The organism is Candidatus Rhabdochlamydia sp. T3358, assembly GCF_901000775.1.
Taxonomy (GTDB): Bacteria; Chlamydiota; Chlamydiia; order Chlamydiales; family Rhabdochlamydiaceae; genus Rhabdochlamydia.
Genome location: NZ_CAAJGQ010000009.1, coordinates 15,839 through 35,290, shown reverse-complemented (window position 1 = coordinate 35,290; position 19,452 = coordinate 15,839). Strand labels below are relative to the sequence as shown.

The 19,452-nt window shown below is 38.4% G+C and carries 18 protein-coding genes and 3 tRNA genes; 16 read left to right on the top strand and 5 right to left on the bottom strand.

Annotated features, from left to right (window positions below):
- Positions 1-89 precede the first annotated feature (89 nt).
- Together RHTP_RS02360 and RHTP_RS02355 are read right to left on the bottom strand one after the other, a co-directional pair.
- Entirely contained in the window at positions 90-1,154 is a 1,065-nt protein-coding gene (locus tag RHTP_RS02360) for a tyrosine-type recombinase/integrase (protein WP_212742846.1), read from the bottom strand.
- 123 nt (positions 1,155-1,277) lie between these two features.
- Positions 1,278-1,351 (bottom strand) — tRNA-Ile (locus tag RHTP_RS02355).
- A 159-nt stretch (positions 1,352-1,510) separates the two neighbouring features.
- Here RHTP_RS02355 and RHTP_RS02350 point away from each other — a divergent pair.
- Positions 1,511-2,725 carry a DUF1207 domain-containing protein gene (locus tag RHTP_RS02350; protein ID WP_138106527.1) on the top strand — a complete coding sequence of 405 codons (1,215 nt, stop codon included), beginning with the start codon at positions 1,511-1,513 and terminating at the stop codon, positions 2,723-2,725.
- Here the strand turns inward: RHTP_RS02350 and RHTP_RS02345 are convergent.
- On the bottom strand, positions 2,722-4,842 hold the full coding sequence (locus tag RHTP_RS02345) for an LOG family protein (protein ID WP_138106526.1): 2,121 nt from the start codon (positions 4,840-4,842) through the stop codon (positions 2,722-2,724). The genes RHTP_RS02350 and RHTP_RS02345 overlap by 4 nt on opposite strands.
- A gap of 127 nt (positions 4,843-4,969) precedes the next feature.
- Between RHTP_RS02345 and RHTP_RS02340 the strand changes: the two genes are divergently transcribed.
- The 4 genes from RHTP_RS02340 to RHTP_RS02325 all read left to right on the top strand — a co-directional run bounded on the left by RHTP_RS02340 (position 4,970) and on the right by RHTP_RS02325 (position 9,185).
- Positions 4,970-5,860, top strand: coding sequence for an MYG1 family protein (locus RHTP_RS02340; protein ID WP_350339685.1), 891 nt, complete (start codon positions 4,970-4,972; stop codon positions 5,858-5,860).
- Positions 5,841-6,176, top strand: coding sequence for an HIT domain-containing protein (locus RHTP_RS02335; protein ID WP_138106524.1), 336 nt, complete (start codon positions 5,841-5,843; stop codon positions 6,174-6,176). The genes RHTP_RS02340 and RHTP_RS02335 overlap by 20 nt, the downstream gene beginning before the upstream one ends.
- Positions 6,173-7,900, top strand: coding sequence for a HEAT repeat domain-containing protein (locus tag RHTP_RS02330; protein ID WP_138106523.1), 1,728 nt, complete (start codon positions 6,173-6,175; stop codon positions 7,898-7,900). The genes RHTP_RS02335 and RHTP_RS02330 overlap by 4 nt, the downstream gene beginning before the upstream one ends.
- A 61-nt stretch (positions 7,901-7,961) precedes the next feature.
- Positions 7,962-9,185, top strand: a complete 1,224-nt coding sequence (locus RHTP_RS02325) for an amino acid permease (RefSeq protein WP_138106522.1) — start codon at positions 7,962-7,964, stop codon at positions 9,183-9,185.
- Here RHTP_RS02325 and RHTP_RS02320 read toward each other — a convergent pair.
- Together RHTP_RS02320 and RHTP_RS02315 are read right to left on the bottom strand one after the other, a co-directional pair.
- Positions 9,169-10,002, bottom strand: a complete 834-nt coding sequence (locus RHTP_RS02320; protein WP_138106521.1) for a sodium/proton-translocating pyrophosphatase — start codon at positions 10,000-10,002, stop codon at positions 9,169-9,171. The genes RHTP_RS02325 and RHTP_RS02320 overlap by 17 nt on opposite strands.
- 73 nt (positions 10,003-10,075) lie before the next feature.
- The gene (locus tag RHTP_RS02315; RefSeq protein ID WP_138106520.1) at positions 10,076-10,522 is read right to left on the bottom strand and encodes a SufE family protein; all 447 of its coding nucleotides are present in this window, start codon (positions 10,520-10,522) and stop codon (positions 10,076-10,078) included.
- 216 nt (positions 10,523-10,738) lie between these two features.
- On the opposite strand from RHTP_RS02315, the gene infA reads away from it, so the two are divergent.
- From infA to rpoB, 11 genes are all read left to right on the top strand, one after another.
- Complete coding sequence (gene infA, locus RHTP_RS02310; protein ID WP_138106519.1) at positions 10,739-10,957, top strand: translation initiation factor IF-1; 219 nt, start codon at positions 10,739-10,741, stop codon at positions 10,955-10,957.
- Positions 10,958-11,083: 126 nt separating this feature from the next.
- Positions 11,084-11,155 (top strand) — tRNA-Thr (locus RHTP_RS02305).
- Positions 11,156-11,209: 54 nt separating this feature from the next.
- A complete protein-coding gene (gene tuf / locus RHTP_RS02300; RefSeq protein WP_138106518.1) occupies positions 11,210-12,391 on the top strand; it encodes an elongation factor Tu in 1,182 nt (393 codons plus the stop codon).
- A gap of 59 nt (positions 12,392-12,450) precedes the next feature.
- Positions 12,451-12,525, top strand: a tRNA-Trp gene (locus RHTP_RS02295).
- Positions 12,526-12,559: 34 nt separating this feature from the next.
- Entirely contained in the window at positions 12,560-12,826 is a 267-nt protein-coding gene (gene secE, locus RHTP_RS02290; RefSeq protein ID WP_171005707.1) for a preprotein translocase subunit SecE, read from the top strand.
- 14 nt (positions 12,827-12,840) lie between these two features.
- Entirely contained in the window at positions 12,841-13,389 is a 549-nt protein-coding gene (nusG, locus tag RHTP_RS02285; protein WP_138106516.1) for a transcription termination/antitermination protein NusG, read from the top strand.
- A gap of 20 nt (positions 13,390-13,409) precedes the next feature.
- Positions 13,410-13,832 (top strand): 50S ribosomal protein L11, encoded by a 423-nt coding sequence (gene rplK, locus RHTP_RS02280; RefSeq protein ID WP_138106515.1) that lies wholly within the window; start codon positions 13,410-13,412, stop codon positions 13,830-13,832.
- A 17-nt stretch (positions 13,833-13,849) separates the two neighbouring features.
- Positions 13,850-14,563, top strand: a complete 714-nt coding sequence (gene rplA, locus RHTP_RS02275; RefSeq protein WP_138106514.1) for a 50S ribosomal protein L1 — start codon at positions 13,850-13,852, stop codon at positions 14,561-14,563.
- 1 nt (position 14,564) lies between these two features.
- On the top strand, positions 14,565-15,083 hold the full coding sequence (gene rplJ / locus RHTP_RS02270; RefSeq protein WP_138106513.1) for a 50S ribosomal protein L10: 519 nt from the start codon (positions 14,565-14,567) through the stop codon (positions 15,081-15,083).
- 24 nt (positions 15,084-15,107) lie between these two features.
- Positions 15,108-15,515: a 50S ribosomal protein L7/L12 gene (rplL, locus tag RHTP_RS02265; RefSeq protein WP_138106512.1), complete on the top strand. Its 408-nt coding sequence runs from the start codon at positions 15,108-15,110 to the stop codon at positions 15,513-15,515.
- Between the two features lie 161 nt (positions 15,516-15,676).
- Positions 15,677-19,441, top strand: a complete 3,765-nt coding sequence (rpoB, locus tag RHTP_RS02260; RefSeq protein ID WP_138106511.1) for a DNA-directed RNA polymerase subunit beta — start codon at positions 15,677-15,679, stop codon at positions 19,439-19,441.
- The last annotated feature ends 11 nt before the right edge of the window (positions 19,442-19,452 follow it).

Genomic DNA, 19,452 nt, shown 5'->3' with positions numbered 1-19,452 from the left:
TATCTCGTTCCTGACGATGACGAGCCTTTAGGATGTCTTTTGCATTTTGTGTTAAAAAGCTTGATGTAGGTTGCATATGAGCAGGGATCTTAGCAGAAGATATGAGAAAATTTCAATGAATTGATTATCTGTAATGTCTTTTTTCTAATGCTGTTGAGTTTAGCAAGATAAGAAGCCACTGTATGCCTTAAATCGTGGAACCTAAAGTCCACAATGTTGGCTAGCTTTACGGCTCTTTCCCAAGAGGACCGAATATCAAGAGGCTTTTCAGGATTGTTTGAAGAAGGAAATAGCAGAGCCTCTGGTTCAAGAGTTACAGCTAATCTCTCTTTGAGTAAAGTCAAAGGAGCATCCACTAAGGGGATAGAGCGCGTATCGCCATTTTTAGTTTCTTCTAAAGTAATCACACCGCGCTCGATGTCTATATCTCTTTTTTTTAGCTTCATGATTTCGCCATAGCGCATGCCAGTAGAAAGAGCTAAAATGACTGCTATATATAAAAATTTACAGCTGCTTTTTTGACAAGCTTCGAGCAATTGTACTTTTTCGCTTTCTGAAAGAAAACGGGTACGATGATTAGAAAGGGGAGGTTTTCTGACTTTACGCACAGGATTTTCTGTCACCCAGCCCCATTCTTTGAGCATAATTGTAAAAACGTGTGACAGGCTAGAAATATATCTTACAACCGTGGCAGGAGAACGTGTCTTTCCCTTTTTGATTAATTCGGAAAGAAGCAATTCTTTTTTTTCAACAAGAAGGCTGGGTTTGATGCAATCAAGACTGTAATGGCCAAGCTCGCGATTCCACCATAACAAATGGCGATGCACGTTCTTAGCATCCTTTGGTTTCCCAGGCAAAATGGATTTGATGTACCTATGAATAGCTTCACTTAACGTGTGCTTTTGGGATTCGATTGTATCGAAGTAGCGGCCTTTCTCAATATCTACCTCTGTGTCTTTCTTCCATTTTTTGGCGATTGTTAGTGAATTAAATGTTTTGATAACAGGAGGATGCCCTTTAACTCGGACCCGAGCACGGTAGCTAATGCTACCATCTTGATTGATTCTTTTATCGATACCTTTCATGACTATACCCTTTATTTTTTCTGGTTTAGGGTTAGCCATTGCCGATAATGTGTGATCTGTCGTACTCATTCGCGATCGTTTGTGCAGTTGTGGTCCAAGAATGGTCCACGCTACTTAAGTGGGCTATTCTCTGTCAAGCTTCAACTTAACATAAATGCCTTCAAACATATCTGTGAGCGCGATTTAAAGAAGTGGGGCAAGCAGGACTTGAACCTGCGACCTACGGGTTATGAGTCCGCTGCTCTAACCAACTGAGCTATTGCCCCTAAAAAGGCCTGAATGATAGCCAAAATCTGGCTAACATTGCAAGGATTTTATAGGTTTGCAGGGAAAATCGAGATAGGCTATCTAAAATATAAGATCTGAAGTTTGCATAGAAACAGAAAATTCGCTATACAAAAGTCTTTTGGAGTATAATTTGATTTATGAAATTACGGCAGTTGGGACTGATTAGCTATGCGTTGACTTGTTTTTCTTTGCAAGCATCAGAAGAGAAAGATGAGATGGTTGCAATCGAAATAGATAGAATTAGAACAGATATTCTAACGCGTACTGATAATTTATTAATCGATACTTTTGCTGATGCTACGGATCCTTATTTAGAAGGATATATTCAAGCATTAATCGATGTGCATTATTATGAGTATCAAGTTGTTGTCATTGTTAAAAACCATAAGGTTTATTTGGCAAACCTACCTAACAATGATCTTTTGTCAGAAAGTATCATCTCTTTTGTAGATGATCTACCAGGTGTAGAGTCTGTAGAGGTTGCAGATCTATCAGAAGCAGAGGAAGAAGCTAGAGAAGCTTATGTAGAACAGCCTCGTTTAAATGGAATCTGGTTTCCACAGTCTACTGTTTTATTTGCTCCTTTGATAGCAGACCCCAGGCAACCGGTTAACTCTGTAGCGGTTCGTTGGGGAGATCGAGTGATCGGTCACGATGTTGCAGCTATTTCTCTAGGAGATGATTTCCCGATTTTTCGTTGGCTGAATGTCTTTCGTTGTGAAGGAGACTTGCAAATTGGTATAGAAGCGGGCATTTGGTCTGTTTTTAACTATTCTGATTCTTTAGGACATGGTAGGGGATGGTGTGAGTTAATCAATACAGATTATCTTGTGGGTATTCCTTTGACATATGCTTTGAACAGTTGGTCTTTTCGTTTAAGAATATACCACGTCTCTTCCCACTTAGGGGATGAGTTTTTATGCAATCACTCTGAGTTTTTAAAGCATAGAAGAAACCCTAGTATGGAAGCCATTGACTTTTTTAGCTCCTATCAAGTTTCTAGTCATTTACGTCTTTATTTTGGACCTGGAGTTATTCTGCATAGCGATCCCTCTTTTAATATGAAAAGTTTATATGTCCAATACGGAGCGGAATTAAGGGTTTTTGGTAGTAAATTGTACTACCATCGCTTATATGGAACACCATTTTTTGCTATCCATGTAGAAAATTGGCAAGTCAGAGACTGGAACTTTGATGTAAGTATGAAATTGGGATACGAAATTAGTAAACTGCAAGGAGTAGGCCGTAAGATGCGTATTTATGTGGAATATCATGATGGCTATTCTTATGAAGGGCAGTTTTTCAAAAAACGCACCGAATATGGTGGAATAGGGCTTTCTTGGGGATTTTAATCCATGATTACAAATCCATCGGAGCTAGGCGGATATTCTGAACCAATAGGCAATGTACCTGAAAAGTATTGTTCATATATTTTCAGTCCTTGAGTGGCATTTTGTATGCAGTAAAAGCAATTGCTGACCCATTCAGATTCTTTAATGGTTCCTAGTTTTAGGTTTGATTGGAAGCGAGGGGTGATTTTCTGCTGCCAGAAATGAGAGTCTCCAAATAAAAGAACAGGTGTGGGTACAATGGAGCCCACTTTTCTTCTTACTTCTTCTAAACACTGCTCGAAATCAGTTCCAAATCCTCCTGGCAAGATAATCGGAAAATCTAGGTTAAATTCCGCTTGTCTTTCCACAAGGTGATCTAAGCGATAGGTCATTTTTGCTTCAACGTAGGCGTTTTGTTTTTGCTCTTGAATATTGAGATTGTTGCTATTGCGAAAGTCCACAAGATTTGCACAGGATAAAATACCAATCCTCTCAGCTACTCTATTACCTACTTCCATAATACCAGGTCCTCCTCCGGTTACTAAAGCAATAGGAGTATTTGCATTTAAAAGAGGATGATTTAGAAAAGAACGCATCTGTATTAAGCCTTTTAATAAAGCGGTTAATTCCTCTTCAAAAGCCCCAGTGACTAGAGTGGAACCATATATGCCAAATGTTGTGGATCGAATAAATGCATCGACAAATGGTTCGGGGACGAACATGCCTGAGTCTTTTCCTGGTTTTGGAGTGTATTGTAATACTTTGTTTGTTGTGTCATCTACCCAATAGACCGGAATACCAAAACTAGCAAGGTCAAGCAGTAGAGATCTGTCTTCATGGGAGAAGAAATTCCCGTAAGCTAAAGAAGGTGTTTTAAAGAATATGCCTTTTAAGCAACGTTGAACAGAGTTGCTTAAAAGCATTCTTTTCATTAAAGGAGAAGGAAAATATCTAGTTAATAAAATGCCCTGACTGGTAATTAAGCCATCTTCAATGTATTTTAAAAAAAGATAGCAGGCTTGTTGTTCAATGTAGTTCTGTACTAAAATAGCCTGTTCAGAAGGATGAAAAAGCCCTGGAAAAGGGCTTTTATGGATGTCTCTTATAATCCAATCTTTGGGTTTTAGATTTAATAACTGCTCACCTTTAACGACAAAAACAGCAGCTCGATGGTAAGCAGGGGTAGGAGCTGTTTCAAAGGCTTGAAAAAGCTTAGAAGAATCTTCCAGGCAATTTTGCAATTGATCGCGATCAGTAAAAAACACATGTTCGCGATGTGCTTCTAAAGTATAAAATTCAATCGGGATGATCGATAAGTCTTCTTGAGAAGCACCAAATAACTCGTATACATCGCCAGATGCTGTTGTATCTGGTTCTAGAATATCTGCAGTTGTATGTGTAATCGCTTTAGGTAAGAGTTCATTTACTACCTTGCCAAACGCCGTACGTATGTGAAGAGGAGCTGTTCTAACCAATAGAATTTGATTTTCTTGTACTTGTCGTTTAACGCCAGCTACCCAAGCTTGATCAAGCTGGATGAGTGTTCGCAGGCGAAAAGAAGGATGTATGAGAGCTTTGGATAAGGTAGGAAGTAATCCTAAAATCGCTTTTTCATCGTAGCTAAGAATCCCATTTTGCAGTTGTAGAAAGGCAACTGTACGGCCATCAATTTTTTCTAGCAGCAGTTCATCTCTTCCTTTGGGGCCACCTAAAGAGAGTAAAGGTCTCCCCTGGCGATCGCTACGTCCAAACATCCGCATAAGGTAATCAGGATCGCGAACTCTTCGTCTTGGATCAGCAGCAAATAGTTTCCCAATATAGGATCCTTGCTGGATAAAATCAAACAGAGCAAGGGCAATTTTGCCATAAGCTTTTAGTTGCACTTTTGCTATAGCAAAGGCATTTTTTTCTTGTAGATCTATTTCTTGCAGCACAGCATTAAGCCCCAGCTGGGCTAACGTACTTTTTAAATTAAAGGTGATATGGGCGGAATCGATCTGAAATCCCACAAATGCAGGAGAAATATTTTGGATTTGGATTTCTACATTGAGTAGTTCTGAAGAGGGCCTATCCATTTTTGTTATTAGACCATCTGGAGTAACAAGGTCATAATGATGTGCTAAAAGATAACTTTCCATGAAAAAGGAGCCCCATGCTTTTCTTTTTTTAGTGAAGCAGATTTTGGGCTTTAATCGGTAGCTCTTTTGCAGTTCTTGAGAATTAATTTTGTTAATGATACATTTAGAATTTGCTTTATTGACGCTTATTATGATTAAAAAAAGTATTGGAATTCACGATGGGACCTTTCATGCTGATGAGGTAACTGCTTGTGCTCTGCTTGTTTTGTTTGATTTAGCAGATGAGGCTAAGATTGTGCGCACTCGTAACCTACAAAAACTAGCCTTATGCGAATATGTTTGTGATGTAGGGGGTATATATGATCCTTCTTCAAAGCGGTTTGATCACCATCAAATAGATTACAAAGGGGAGTTGAGTAGCGCAGGGATGGTTCTACTCTATTTGCTAGACCAAAAAAAGCTTGATCAAGCGGTCTATGATTTTTTAAATAGTTCTTTGATAGCAGGAGTAGATGCGCATGACAATGGGAAAATAACTCCAGAATTTGGTGTTTGTAATTTTTCTCAAGTAATTAGCAATTTTGTGCCGGTTGTCTACGATGCTAAAAACGATGTACAAGATCTTGCTTTTCATGAAGCATTTGCCTTTGTAAAAGGACACTTAAAACGGCTTTTAGAAAGATTTTGCTATATCCAGATGTGTCGCGAGAAAGTAGCTCAAGCAATGACACTTAACCAAAAGTATCTTTTTTTCGAAGAAGCAATGCCTTGGATGGAATCCTTTTTTGAGTTAGGAGGAGAAAAGCACCCTGCATTATTTGTCATTATGCCCTCTTCTGGGCATTGGAAATTGCGAGGTATTCCTCCTTGTATGGAAAAGCGTATGCAAGTGCGATTGCCCCTTCCAGAAGAGTGGGCTGGTCTTTTAGAAGAAGATTTAAAAAAAGCATCCGCTATTTCAGGAGCTATTTTCTGCCATAAGGGAAGGTTTATTTCCGTTTGGGAGACTAAAAAAGATGCTTTTAAAGCATTAGAATATATATTAAAACGGTCTTGTTATGAGCACAATATTTGCTAAAATTATTCGTAAAGAGATGCCTGCAACAATTGTATTTGAAAATGAACGTATCTTAGCTATTGAAGACTTACATCCTGTAGCTCCCATTCACATTTTGATTATGCCAAAAAAAGAAATCCTCAATTTTCAATCCATAGCTTCAGAGGACTGGCCTTTAATTCAGGAGATTTTTTCTATAGCACAGAGCTTAGCTAAAAAATACCACATAGAGGAAGGATATCGATTTTTGACAAATAATGGGGAAGGAGCTGGCCAAACCATTTTTCATCTTCATTTTCATTTAATTGGGGGAAGAAGATTGAGTCTATTAGCATGATGCGCTATGTAATTTCCTTTCTTTTATTTTCCTCTGTATCTTTTGCTCTTGTAGAAGAAAAGTTAGAAAAACGCATATATTCACATCTATTGATAGGAGATGATCTGCAAGCGATTCAAGAGGCCAAAAAAGCCATAGAATCCTTTCCGGACTCTCTCATTTTACGCAAGGCCCTGCTCTATGCCTTGTGTCAATTTGGTAGCGAGATGCAAGCGTGGGACCAGTGGTGTTACCTTTGCCCTTCCATTCAAGATTATAAGAAAGAGCGACATTTAATCGAAATGCTCAGTTGGAGCGCTCTTAACAAAGGGCAATCCGCAACGCAAATTTCTGTGCGCTTTAATACTTTAATTGGAGCTACTTTAACAAAAGATTCTAAAGCCATCCCCATGTTGCTCAAAGGCATAAGAGATTCTAATGCTCTATTGCGCTCTAGCGCCATTAAGCTGTGCACCCAGTTCAAAGATGAGGTTTTTAAAGAAGAGTTAATCGCCTTGCTTAAACGGGAAAAGATTTGGTATGTGCGATTAGAAGCTATTCGAGCTGCTGGAACTTTACGCATATATGAGCTAATAGAGCCTCTGCAAGCAATTATTGAGGATCCTTGTAGCTTAATGGAAGAAAAAACAGCTGCTATGATAGCTATAGTAGAAATGTCTCATCAAATCAGTCGGCAAAAGTTAGAGAGCTTAATCGCTCAACCCAGATCTCTTTTGCGCCAATTGGGAGCAGAAATTATTGCTCATTTTGAAAGGATTCAAGATAGTGATCTTTTATTGCAGTTATTACAGGACTCTTCAGCAGAAGTGCGTATATCGGCGCTGAATGCTTTAGCTCTTCTGCGTGTCCAATGCATGGGTAAAAAATCTATTTATAGCCTAGTGGAGGCTTGTTTAAAAGACCCTTCTCCACTTGTAGCTATTACTGCGGGATATGTATTATTAATCAATCAAGAAAAAGCAGGCGAAACCGCCCTTAGCTATTGGTTGCAATCAGAGAATCTTAAATGGCAGCGTTTAGCAGCAGCAGCAATAGCTGCAAGCGGACGATTTGGCGTAGGTTTAGCTTTTAAAAGTATCCATAAAGTAAAAGATCCTTATGTGCGCTTGAATTTGTGCCTAGGTTTAATGGGACAGCGTGCACACACAGCTATTGCCTCTGATACAATCTTTTCTATTTTGTCTCAAGAGTCTGGTTTATGGATGTGGGATAAACAAACTCATTCCCTATTTTCTCCGATCATTCCAAGCGATGTAACTCACATAGAAACCATTCCTAATTACCCTCAAATAGTCGATCAATTGGTTCGGCTAGATGTCTTGTCGGTTTTGCACTTTGTCCAATATCCAAAAGCGCTGCAGCTCACAAAAGATTTCTTGCAAAAAAAAGATTGGAATCTTACAGCTGCAGCAGCGGTCCTGCTGCAAGAAGGCGATGAAAAAGCAGGTGAGCTTGTCAGTTCATTGCTCGATGATTCGGATGAAAAAGTACGTATGCAGGCAGCTTTGGTTTTGGGACTTATGTATCGCGATCCAGTAGCTGTGGATGTCTTACAAAAGGTTTATCCAAATGCAGATCAAAGAGTAAAGATAACTATCTTAGAAGCTCTTGCACAAATTGGAGATGCTAGCTCTATCCCTTTTCTATTAGAGATTTTAAAAGAACCCTTTCAAACTCTGCGCATTGTTGCAGCATCTGCGCTCATTCAGTGTTTATACCGCTAATTTATTTGCTTTGTTTAGTATAAAGTATTAGATTAGATCTAATTTTATCTCATTTTATTTTATGACTATAACTACATCTTCTTATCCTGTATCTAAAGGACGCTTGTTATCAGCCGCTTTTTTAATTTCTGGAACTTGCGTGGGCGGAGGAATGCTAGCTTTGCCTGTGGAAACCTCTCAAATGGGTTTTTTCCCTTCGCTGCTTGCTATGTCTTTTACCTGGTTGTTTATGACGGTATCAGGGTTGTTGCTTGTAGAGGCAAATCTTTGGATGCCAGAGGGTTCTCACATAATGACTATGGCCTCGCACTTACTGGGAAAAACAGGTAAGTGGCTCTGTGTAGCTCTTTATTTATTCATGGCTTATGCCTCTTTAATTGCCTATAATAGCGGAGGAGCTGTCATTTTAATTAGGGGTATACAGACCTTTTTTAGTGCTAGTATGACTTATGGCTCTGGTTGTTTACTGTTTGGTTTGCTGTTTGGAATTTTGATTTATTTAGGCACTAAAAAAATTAGTAGAATAAATGTTTTGCTAATGGCTGGTATGATTCTATCTTACATAGGGCTAGTTGGTTTTGGATTTAAAGAAGTGAGTACTCATCGTTTGATCCAACAACAATGGTCTTCTTTAGGTAGGGCTTTTCCTCTGCTTTTAGCCACTTTCAGTTATCAAATGATCATCCCTACTCTTACCCCTTATCTGCGTCGAGATCCTAAAAGCTTACGCTTTGCAATCCTTTTAGGAACAACGATTCCTTTTTGTGCTTATGCTATTTGGCAGTGGATTGTTCTTGGTAGTGTTCCTTTGGAAGGATCTGGTGGATTGCAGGAGGCTTTCATTAAAGGGCAAGCAGCTACAGAAGCGCTCTATGCTATTGTTTCTAATTCCTATTTTATCACTTTAGCAGAGAGCTTTGCCTTTTTTGCTTTAGTTACTTCTTATTTAGGTATAGCCCTTGGGTTATTTGATTTCTTAAGAGATGGCTTGAAACTACAACAGCAGATCTCGCATAAGCTCTCTATTGGAGCGCTAGTGGTTCTTCCTGTCATCTTTTTTGCAACAGCTTTCCCCAATGCTTTTGTGCTAGCTCTAGAGGTTTCTGGAGGCTTTGGCGATGCGTTGCTTAGCGGGATTATCCCTGCATTAATGGTTTGGAGAGGTCGTTATCAGAAGAATTTAATCGGTAATTATCAAGTGGCAGGAGGAAAAGGATTGTTAGCGGCTATATTTTTCTGTTCTAGCTACGTCCTGGTTGTTCAATGGATCAAGTTAACTCGCTAAATAGGAGAGAAGATGGAGTTGTCATTACTTCAAAAATATGTCTTGCTAGATCATCAGGCCGCATTTTTTCAACTTCTTCAAAAAAAAGGTTTTCAAAGTTCCTAAAAAGATCAAATTCTTTGGTAAAGTACACTAGAGGTTTAGTCAATTTTTTCTTTAAAATATCAGTTAATCCCTGGATTTGATTCCTTTCTAAAGGATCTTGGTCAGAAATGATTAGCAAATCTTTTTTTTCTATAAGGCAACTGAGATTGCCTGCAGCAACTACATCAAATAGAGCAACCTTAAAACATACATCTATTTTTAAAAGCAATGCTTGGTGTTGTAGTTGAATAATTTCTTCTAATCTGGATTTAGGACTTGAAAGATTAGTATCTTGTATGAGTTCTTGTAAGTTTTGTTCTGCGTCTAGATATTCCTTTTCAGCAAGATTTCCATGGATCATAATGATTTTTTCAGGGTCAGATAAAGAATTTACTGAGTATATTTGGTATATGTTTTGCATTTCTCTCAAGCGACTAGCAACTTTTCCCGCTTGTTGTGCATTTTGGATCATGTCACCAGCTGTTTTAACAAATAATCCTCCAGCAGATTGAGTGGCAAAAGCCCCTATTATTGACAACCAGAAAGGAAGCATCATTGTTTGAAGAGGTATAAAGCTTAAGAAAAAAGCAGTTGCAACTAGGCCCGATATGATGGCAGCTACGTAATATAATTTCTTTTTTCTTTCAAAATCAGCAGGGTTTTTGTGTAATTCTTCTTTAAAATGAAGAAGCACAGGATTATTAGGAAAATTTGAAGAAGTAATAGTAGTCATAAATTAAGTAGTTTAAAGTTAATAAGATAATATTTTAACTTAAAATTGTTTTAGAATAAATAGTTAAATTAATTTACTTTTTAGTTAAAGCTTTTAAAGCTTCTTGTTTCATACGTAAGAATAAACTGGAAAGACCGTTTGACCTACTAGGCGATAAGGCCGTATAAAGGCCTAGCTCTTCTAAGAATAAAGGGGGGCATTTTAGGATTACCTCAGGGAACTCTTCTTGGTAGACAGAGAGCAAAAGAGCAGCAAGTCCTGCTGAAATGAGCGCTTCAGAATATACTTCAAAATACATTTTTGTCTCTTTGAGATAGGAGCAAAGATACATAGTACTTTGACATCCTTTGACTAAGTGTTCAGGGGTTTTATTTATGGAAGGATAAGAAGGTAGATGTTTTCCTAGTTCAATAATTTTTTGGTACTTTTCTTCAGGAGTTATGCAGGATTCAAAGATTTTTTTAGCAAGGGTTTGCTTGCGGAGACAACTTTCAAAAGTATGGGTTAAATCTAGGTTCATGCGATCAAGGATAACCTAATTGAAAATCTTAAGTCAAGAAAGTGATAATTCCCATTGACAATTTGCAGTAAATCGTGTTTGATGAATTCCGCATTTAGGTAAAATCTCTTGTTTATTGCGAATAGCAGCTACTTAGAGTAAAATTTAGTGTAGATAATTTTTTAAAATACCTAAAACAGAATATATTACATCTTAAAACAAGCGCTTTATTTTTTTATGGCAAAAGAAGACAAAATTAAAATTGACGGCACGGTAGAAGAGCTTCTTCCCAATATGACTTTTTCTGTTGTTTTAGAAAACGGGAAACGTGTTTTAGCTCATCTTTGCGGAAAAATGCGTGAGAACAACATTCGCGTTTTTGTAGGAGATATTGTTAAAGTTGAAATGTCCCTTTATGATTTGAGCAAAGGACGTATCTTACATAGAAAACGATAAGAAAACCGGTTTTTTATACGTAGGTATTGAATTTATTTGTCTTAAGGAATAAACTTTGTTGCTTTCGACTAAAGAGCAAGCAAGAGATTTATTACTAAAGCTTAAAAACCTACTTGCTCTTTTAAGGCCCAGGTAGCTCAGTGGTAGAGCATTTGCATGGTAAGCAAAAGGTCGTAGGTTCAATTCCTATTCTGGGCAAAAATATTAGAAATATAAGCAACATATGCATACAGGAGCCTAACGGAGGATCTGATGGCCAAAGAAGCGTTTCAAAGAAATAAGCCTCATGTTAATATCGGGACAATCGGTCACGTTGACCATGGTAAAACCACACTAACAGCAGCGATCACAAAGATTCTTGCGCAGAAGGGGGGTGCAAAATTTCGCGACTATGCATCTATTGATAATAGCCCTGAAGAAAAAGCGCGTGGAATTACTATTAACTCTTCCCATGTAGAATACGAAACAGATAAGCGCCATTATGCTCACGTAGACTGTCCAGGGCACGCAGATTATGTTAAAAATATGATTACGGGAGCAGCTCAAATGGATGGAGCTATTCTTGTTGTAGCTGCAACTGATGGAGCAATGCCTCAAACAAAAGAGCATATTCTATTAGCTCGCCAAGTGGGTGTTCCGGCTATTGTAGTCTTCTTGAATAAGATGGATATGATGAAAGGAGAAGAGGATCTAGTTGACCTAGTCGAAATGGAGCTACAAGAGCTACTAGAAAAGCAAGGTTATAAAGATGTTCCAATTGTACGAGGATCTGCTCTTAAAGCTCTAGAGGGAGACCCTGAGTATGTAAAATCTATTGAACGTCTAATGGAAGTTGTCGATGAAAGCATCCCTACTCCAAAACGGGATATAGACAAACCTTTCCTATTACCTGTTGAAGATGTATTCTCTATTTCTGGCCGCGGAACCGTTGCTACAGGAAGAGTGGAAAGAGGCGTAGTTAAGCCCAATGATAAGCTACAAATAGTGGGAATAAAAGACACTCGTGACACTGTTGCTACTAGCCTTGAGATGTTTTTAAAGGTTTTAGATAAAGCAGAAGCTGGAGAAAACGTGGGTGTTTTATTGCGCGGTGTTGAGAAGAAGGACATTGAGCGCGGTATGGTTCTTGCAGCTCCTAATTCTTGTACTCCTCACAGCCAATTTGAGGGAACTGTATACGTGTTAAAAAAAGAGGAAGGGGGTCGTCATAAGCCTTTCTTTACCAAATATCGTCCTCAGTTTTTCTTACGAACGACCGATGTAACCGGAGCTGTTACCCTCCCAGAAGGAACAGAAATGGTTATGCCGGGTGATAATGTAACTTTAACAGTAGAGTTGATTCAACCTGTTGCCATGGAAGAAGGGATGCGTTTTGCTATTCGTGAAGGTGGTAAAACAATTGGTGCAGGAACTGTTACTAAAATTTTGAAATAGTGATTTAGAAAATGTTAAGCGAGCTCTTGTTATAAAAGAGCTCGCTCTTTTGCTATCAGGGGTGTGTAGCTCAGCCTGGCTAGAGCAGCGATCTCCAAAGTCGCCGGTCGGGGGTTCGAATCCCTCCGCACTCGATAAAATATAAATTAAGGTGCTTTTATGTGTGCTATGGACACTAAGCTAAACCAAGCAAGATTGCCTTCAGATTTGCATGTGCAATCAACCCTTAAAAAAAAACCTGCTTTAGGCTACATCCAAGGAATAAAAGATGAGCTTAAAAAGGTAAGTTGGACAACAAAAGAAGAACTTATTTTATCCACTAAGGTTGTCATTGCGGTAACCTTTGCTTGTGGAGTAGGAATTTATTTTGTGGACCTTCTTGTAAAGGGTGGCTTAGATTTTATTTCATATGTAACACACAAAGTATTGGGTTAAAGTAATGAGGCTTCATGCATAAATGGTACGTCATACAAGTTGTCTCTGGTCAAGAAAAAAAGATCAAAAAGTCGCTAGAAGAAAAGCGTAGCTCAAGCGGAATGGATGAGATTCTTGAAGAGGTTCTCGTTCCAACTGAAAACGTGGCCGAGGTTAAGGGCGGTCAGCAAAAGATTAGCGAAAAGAAATTATGGCCTGGCTATATACTTGTAAAGATGGTTCTAACGGATGATTCTTGGCAGTATGTAAGTAAAACAAATGGCTTTTTAGGTTTCTTAGGCGGAGACAAGCCTAATCCATTATCGCAGGAAGAAGTTAATGATATTTTAAAAGATCTCGAAGAAAAGAAAAAAGGGGTCGTTCAGAAACACAATATTACTATTGGGGATAAGGTAAAAATTACAGACGGTGTGTTTATTAATTTTACCGGAAAAGTAATAGAGGTCTTCCATGAGAAAGGGCGTTTAAGCGTTATGGTTTCCATTTTTGGAAGAGACACTCGTGTTGATGATTTAGAATTTTGGCAAGTAGAACAACTGCCTACTGAATCTGAAGTAAACTAGTATTCAAGGAATTAAGAATAATGGCAAAGAAACTCATAAAAAAGATTAAATTGCAGATTTCAGCTGGTAAAGCTAATCCTGCTCCTCCTATAGGACCTGCTCTCGGAGGTGCTGGAGTCAATATTATGGCTTTTTGCAAAGAATTTAATGCAAAGACACAAGATAAAGCTGGTGACATTTTACCTGTTGAAATTTTTGTTTATCACGACAAAACATTTACGTTTATTACAAAACAACCTCCTGTTGCAAGAATGATTCTTAAAGAAGCAGGGATAGAAAAAGGCTCTAAAGTACCAAACCGTGACAAGGTGGGAAAGCTCAATAAGGAGCAGGTGATGAAAATCGCCAAAAACAAGCGTTCTGATATGCGTGCTCGAACCGATGAAGCGGCTTGTAGGCTTGTAGAAGGAACAGCACGTTCTATGGGAATAGATATCATATAAACTTTGAAGGAATAAAAATGCATCGAAGCAAAAGATTTCGGGAGATAGCCAGCAAAATCAAACCTCATGAAAAGTATGATCTAGCTCAAGCTATCGAAATTTTAAAAAACTGTCCTCCGATTAAGTTTGACCAATCGGTGGAGTTATCGCTTAAAACAGGCATCGATGCCCAGAAACCAGATCAACAGGTTCGTGGAACCGTTTCATTACCGAATGGAACTGGGAAGCAAACGATTCTTGTTGTTTTTGCCAAAGGCGAAAAAATACAAGAAGCTCTTGATGCTGGTGCAGATTATGCTGGGAACGAGGAATTGTTTGAGAAAATTAAAAAAGGTTGGACTTCATTTGATGTTGTTATAGCAACACCTGACATGATGCGAGATTTAGGAAAATATGCGAAGATTCTAGGCCCAAGGGGGCTAATGCCTACTCCTAAAGCAGGAACTGTTACCAATGATATTGCGGGCGTTTGCAAACAAGTGAAAATGGGTAGAATTGAATTTAGAACAGATAAGCAAGGTGTGATTAACACTCTGATTGGGAAGCTTTCTTTTTCACCAGAAAATCTTATAGAAAATATCACTGCTTTTATCAACGCAATTGTTAGAGCTAAGCCATCTAGCGCTAAAGGGCAATACATTCAATCTATCGTATTGTCATCTACGATGGGACCTGGATTAAAAGTTGACTTAAGCGTAATTGCAGGACTACAGGGAGCAAAGGAACAATAGCATGAGACAAGAAAAGCAATTACTTCTCAATGAGATTAAAGAAAAAATCAATGGTTCTAAGGCGCTTGTGCTAGCACAGTACCGATCTCTTGAACCTAATGTTTCTGCAGATCTTCGTGCGAATTTAGAGCAGACGGGAGCAGAATTGGAAGTTGTTAAAAAGAGAATACTTCTTAAAGCAGCAGAAAGTGCTGGAATCACTTTAAATACATTTGACATGCAAGGGCATATCGCGGTTGTTTTTGCAAGCCAAGATCCGATTCCAGCTACGAAGGTAATTTATAAATTTTGTCAAGACAATGAGAAAAATGTAGAGGTTGTTGGTGGATGTTTTGAAGGAGAGATTTGTTCTGCAGCAGATGTAAAGCAGATTTCTCAGCTACCAGGCAAAGAAGAGATGCAAGCGCAATTTTTAAGTGTGCTTGAAGCCCCAATGGCACAAATGCTATCGGTTGTGCAGTCTTTACTTACTAGTGTCATGTACTGTTTAGATAACAAAAGCCAACAAGAAAACTCGTAAATTTTAAACAAGAAGAGGTTGATCGTGAGTACCCAACAAAAAAGTATTGAAGAATTAGTTGACTCTTTGAGTCACTTAAGCGTTTTGGATATGGCTAAGCTAAAAACAGCTCTTGAAGATAAATGGGGCGTAAAAGCAGCAGCAGCAGCTCCTATGATGGCTCAAGTTGCAGCTCCAGCTGCAGAAGCAGCTGTTGAATCTACTGAATTTGAAGTATCTTTAGTAACTGTTGATTCTGCTAAAAAAATGGCTGTAATTAAAGTGGTTCGTGAAGTTACAGGGCTTGGTTTAAAAGAATCAAAGGAGTTTGCTGAAGCGGTTACCCCAGCAACTCCTAAAGTAATAAAGCCATCCTGTTCTAAACAAGAAGCTGATGAGATCTGCACTAAATTTAAAGATAGTGGTGGAGAAATTAAAGTAAAAGGTCTTTAATTAATTTTTCTTAAGAGCCAAGTAGAGGTTATTTTATGACTTCTACTTGTGTTTTTTTTCGGTTTAGTTAAAGTTTTAAGTATTTCATAGCTTAAAGAGGTTATGAAAATAATAGAGAATTCTTACCTCATTCTAACAGACAAAGAGTAGGAGCCGTTTCAATGTTAAAAAGGCCGCCCCATAGGGTGAGTTTCCAAGACAGGAAAGAGATTATCGACCTGCCAAACCTGATTGAAATCCAAATTAAATCTTATAGTCAATTTCTTCAGGCAGATAAATTGCCTCACGAAAGAGAAAATATTGGATTGCAAGAGGTTTTTACAGAAATTTTCCCTATCAAATCGTATGATGAAAAAACAATCCTTGAATACATTTCCTATACTTTAGGAGTTCCTAAGTATACGCCTGAAGAATGCATTCGTCGCGGAATTACCTATAATGTTTTTTTGAAAGTTAAGTTTCGACTGACCGATGAAACAGGCATTAAAGAGGAAGAGGTCTATATGGGGACCTTACCTATAATGACTGATAAAGGTACTTTTATTATCAATGGCGCAGAAAGGGTAATTGTTTCCCAATTACATAGATCTCCTGGTATTTCTTTTGAGCACGAAAGGCATATAAAAGGTGTAAATATTTATTCTTTCCGAATTATTCCTTACAGAGGAAGTTGGTTAGAAGGAGCTTTTGATTCAAGTGATCATATTTATATTTATATCGATCGTAAAAAGCGCAGACGTAAAATCCTAGCAACCTCCTTTATCCGTACTCTTGGGTATTCTACAGATGCAGATATTATTGAAGAGTTTTTTAGCACGGTAAAAATTAAAATCCGCTCAGATAAAGATTTTCCAAAATTAGTGGGAAAGATCTTAGCAGAAGATGTTGTAGATGAAGAAAACGGCGTCATTTTTGGAAAAGCAGCAGAAAAGCTTACTACATCAATGTTAAAACGTATGTTAGATGCGGGAATTTCCTCTGCAAGAATTGCTGAAGATGCAGATGAGACAAGTCCTGTTATTAAAATGTTAGCTAAAGATCCAACAGATTCTTATGAATCTGCTTTAAAAGACTTTTATCGCAAAATTAGACCAGGTGAACCAGCTACGCTTTCTAATGCGCGCTCTGCAATTATGCGACTATTCTTTGATCCAAAACGCTATAATTTAGGACGAGTTGGACGCTATAAGCTCAATCACAAATTAAAATTTTCTACTGAAGATGAAGATTTAGATGTAGTTACCTTGCGTAAAGAAGATGTAATCGGTGCTGTCAGGTATTTAATTCGTTTAAAGAAAGGGGATGAAGGTTTTGATATTGATGATATCGATCACTTAGGAAACCGTCGTGTTCGTTCTGTTGGTGAATTGATACAGAACCAATGCCGAGTTGGTCTTTCTCGAATGGAAAAAATTATTAAAGAAAGAATCAACTTATTTGATTTTACTTCTGATACATTAACACCTGGAAAAGTGGTTTCAGCTAAAGGCTTAGCTGGGGTTTTAAAAGACTTCTTCGGAAGATCCCAACTTTCTCAGTTCATGGATCAAAATAACCCCATTGCAGAGTTAACGCATAAAAGACGTCTTTCTTCCCTAGGGCCAGGTGGTCTTAATCGAGAAAGAGCCGGCTTTGAAGTTCGAGATGTGCATCCAAGCCATTATGGTCGTATTTGTCCTATTGAAACGCCAGAGGGACCAAACATCGGATTGATTACCTCCCTTGCTGCATTTGCTAAGCTCAATGAATTTAGTTTCATTGAAACCCCTTATCGTATTGTAAGAGATGGACTCGTAACAGATGAAATCGAATACATGGATGCAGACCAAGAAAAGAATTGTGTGATTGCGCAAGCATCTACCGCTTTGGATGAACATAGTCTATTTATCGATTCTATTTGCTGGGCTAGACATAAAGGAGAGCCTCTAAAAATTGAGACGAGCAAAGTGACACATATGGATGTTTCATCAAAACAGCCAGTTTCTATTGTCACAGGGTTGATTCCTTTCTTAGAGCACGACGATGCTAATAGAGCTTTGATGGGTTCTAACATGCAACGTCAAGCTGTGCCTCTTTTGCAAACAGAAGCCCCCATTGTGGGAACAGGTCTTGAATCTAGAGCTGCTCGAGATTCTGGAGCTATTATATTAGCAGAAGAAGATGGTATAGTTGAGTTTGTGGATGGCTTTCAGATTGTGATTGCAGCAAAGTCGAATCCTTTGATTAAAAAGACGTATCATTTGAAAAAATTTATGCGCTCTAATGCAGGAACTTGTATTAATCAAACCCCACTTTGTGCCACTGGAGATGTGATAGAAGCAGGAGATATTATTGCAGATGGACCTGCTACTGATAAGGGGGAAATTGCTCTAGGTAAGAACGTCTTAGTAGCGTTTATGCCTTGGTGTGGTTACAACTTTGAAGATGCGATTATTATTTCAGAGAAACTTGTTAAGCAAGGTGCATATGATTCTGTCTTAATTGAAGAGTTTGAAGCGCAAGCGCAAGTGACTAAAATTGGTAAAGAAGAAATTACACCAGATATTCCTAATGTTTCAGAGTATCCTTTAAGGCATTTAGATAAAACCGGTGTGGCTCGCAGGGGAGCTAAGGTTGTACAAGGAGATTATCTAGTTGGTAAGACCGTTCCCAAAGTAGAAGATAACGCTCCTTTAGAAAAGAAACTGCTTTGCGCTATCTTTGAAGAAAAAGGTGATGAAGTAAAAGATGCTTCTTTAATAGCTCCTCCAGGAACATCTGGGGTTGTCATGGATGTAAGGGTCTTTACGCGTAGGGATCGTTTATCCAAAACAGATGATGAGTTAGTAGAGGAAGCCACTCGCATTAAAGATATTCATCAAGAGTTTAAGGCTAAAGAATCAAAACTCATTATAGAGTTTCATGAACAAGTAGGAGCCCTTTTATTAGGAGAAGCAGCTCCTGCACCAATCATGCATCGTAAAACAGGTGATATTCTTATTAAAGAAGAGGAAATCATCACTCAGGAAATGATTGAGGTTCTGGAAGAAGAAAAACCTGAAGACTTAATTATTGGGGAAGCTGAGGAGTATGATACTCTTAAAAAATTGATGCGTGAGTTTGATTCGCAAATGCAGGCTCTGCAACAGCAGCATAAAACAGAAATTGAATTTATCCGCAAGGGAGATACCGAATTAGATCCAGGGGTTATTCGCCAAGTTAAAATTTACGTTGCTTCAAAGCGCAAGCTAGAAGTGGGAGATAAAATGGCGGGGCGCCATGGAAATAAAGGGGTTGTTTCTAAGATTGTTCCTGAGCAAGATATGCCCTATTTAAACAATGGGGAAACCATCGAGATGATTTTAAATCCTTTAGGGGTTCCTTCTCGTATGAATATGGGACAGTTATTAGAGACTCATCTTGGGTATGCAGCTAAAAAAGCAGGGATTTATGTAAAAAGTCCTGTTTTTGAAGGATTTCCAGAGTCTCGTATTTGGGCAATGATGGAAGAAAATGGCCTTCCTTCTAATGGAAAGAGCTATTTGTATGATGGACGTACAGGAGAGCGTTTTGAAAACCCTGTTGTATGTGGCTACATATATATGCTTAAATTAAATCATTTAGCTGCTGATAAAATTCATGCTCGATCAGTTGGTCCTTATTCACTTGTTACGCAACAACCATTGGGAGGAAAAGCCCAAATGGGAGGACAAAGATTTGGAGAGATGGAGGTTTGGGGTCTAGAAGCCTATGGTGCTGGTTATACGTTGCAAGAATTAGTAACGGTCAAATCAGATGCTGTTGAAGCAAGACTTCGCGCTTATGAATTAATTGTAACGGGAGAAAACCTTCTATGGACCAGGGTCCCAGAGTCTTATAACGTACTTGAAAAAGAAATACGTGGTCTTGGAATAGATATGTGTGCCGTATCAGCAGAAGAAGAGTAAAAACTTGGAGT

What these genes read in the sequence shown, in the direction of transcription:
- RHTP_RS02360 (WP_212742846.1), bottom strand. Translation starts at nt 1,154, where the DNA reads ATGAGTACGACAGATCACACATTATCGGCAATGGCTAACCCTAAACCA.
- RHTP_RS02350 (WP_138106527.1), top strand. Translation starts at nt 1,511, where the DNA reads ATGAAATTACGGCAGTTGGGACTGATTAGCTATGCGTTGACTTGTTTT.
- RHTP_RS02345 (WP_138106526.1), bottom strand. Translation starts at nt 4,842, where the DNA reads ATGGAAAGTTATCTTTTAGCACATCATTATGACCTTGTTACTCCAGAT.
- RHTP_RS02335 (WP_138106524.1), top strand. Translation starts at nt 5,841, where the DNA reads ATGAGCACAATATTTGCTAAAATTATTCGTAAAGAGATGCCTGCAACA.
- RHTP_RS02330 (WP_138106523.1), top strand. Translation starts at nt 6,173, where the DNA reads ATGATGCGCTATGTAATTTCCTTTCTTTTATTTTCCTCTGTATCTTTT.
- RHTP_RS02325 (WP_138106522.1), top strand. Translation starts at nt 7,962, where the DNA reads ATGACTATAACTACATCTTCTTATCCTGTATCTAAAGGACGCTTGTTA.
- RHTP_RS02320 (WP_138106521.1), bottom strand. Translation starts at nt 10,002, where the DNA reads ATGACTACTATTACTTCTTCAAATTTTCCTAATAATCCTGTGCTTCTT.
- RHTP_RS02315 (WP_138106520.1), bottom strand. Translation starts at nt 10,522, where the DNA reads ATGAACCTAGATTTAACCCATACTTTTGAAAGTTGTCTCCGCAAGCAA.
- infA (WP_138106519.1), top strand. Translation starts at nt 10,739, where the DNA reads ATGGCAAAAGAAGACAAAATTAAAATTGACGGCACGGTAGAAGAGCTT.
- tuf (WP_138106518.1), top strand. Translation starts at nt 11,210, where the DNA reads ATGGCCAAAGAAGCGTTTCAAAGAAATAAGCCTCATGTTAATATCGGG.
- secE (WP_171005707.1), top strand. Translation starts at nt 12,560, where the DNA reads ATGGACACTAAGCTAAACCAAGCAAGATTGCCTTCAGATTTGCATGTG.
- nusG (WP_138106516.1), top strand. Translation starts at nt 12,841, where the DNA reads ATGCATAAATGGTACGTCATACAAGTTGTCTCTGGTCAAGAAAAAAAG.
- rplK (WP_138106515.1), top strand. Translation starts at nt 13,410, where the DNA reads ATGGCAAAGAAACTCATAAAAAAGATTAAATTGCAGATTTCAGCTGGT.
- rplA (WP_138106514.1), top strand. Translation starts at nt 13,850, where the DNA reads ATGCATCGAAGCAAAAGATTTCGGGAGATAGCCAGCAAAATCAAACCT.
- rplJ (WP_138106513.1), top strand. Translation starts at nt 14,565, where the DNA reads ATGAGACAAGAAAAGCAATTACTTCTCAATGAGATTAAAGAAAAAATC.
- rpoB (WP_138106511.1), top strand. Translation starts at nt 15,677, where the DNA reads ATGTTAAAAAGGCCGCCCCATAGGGTGAGTTTCCAAGACAGGAAAGAG.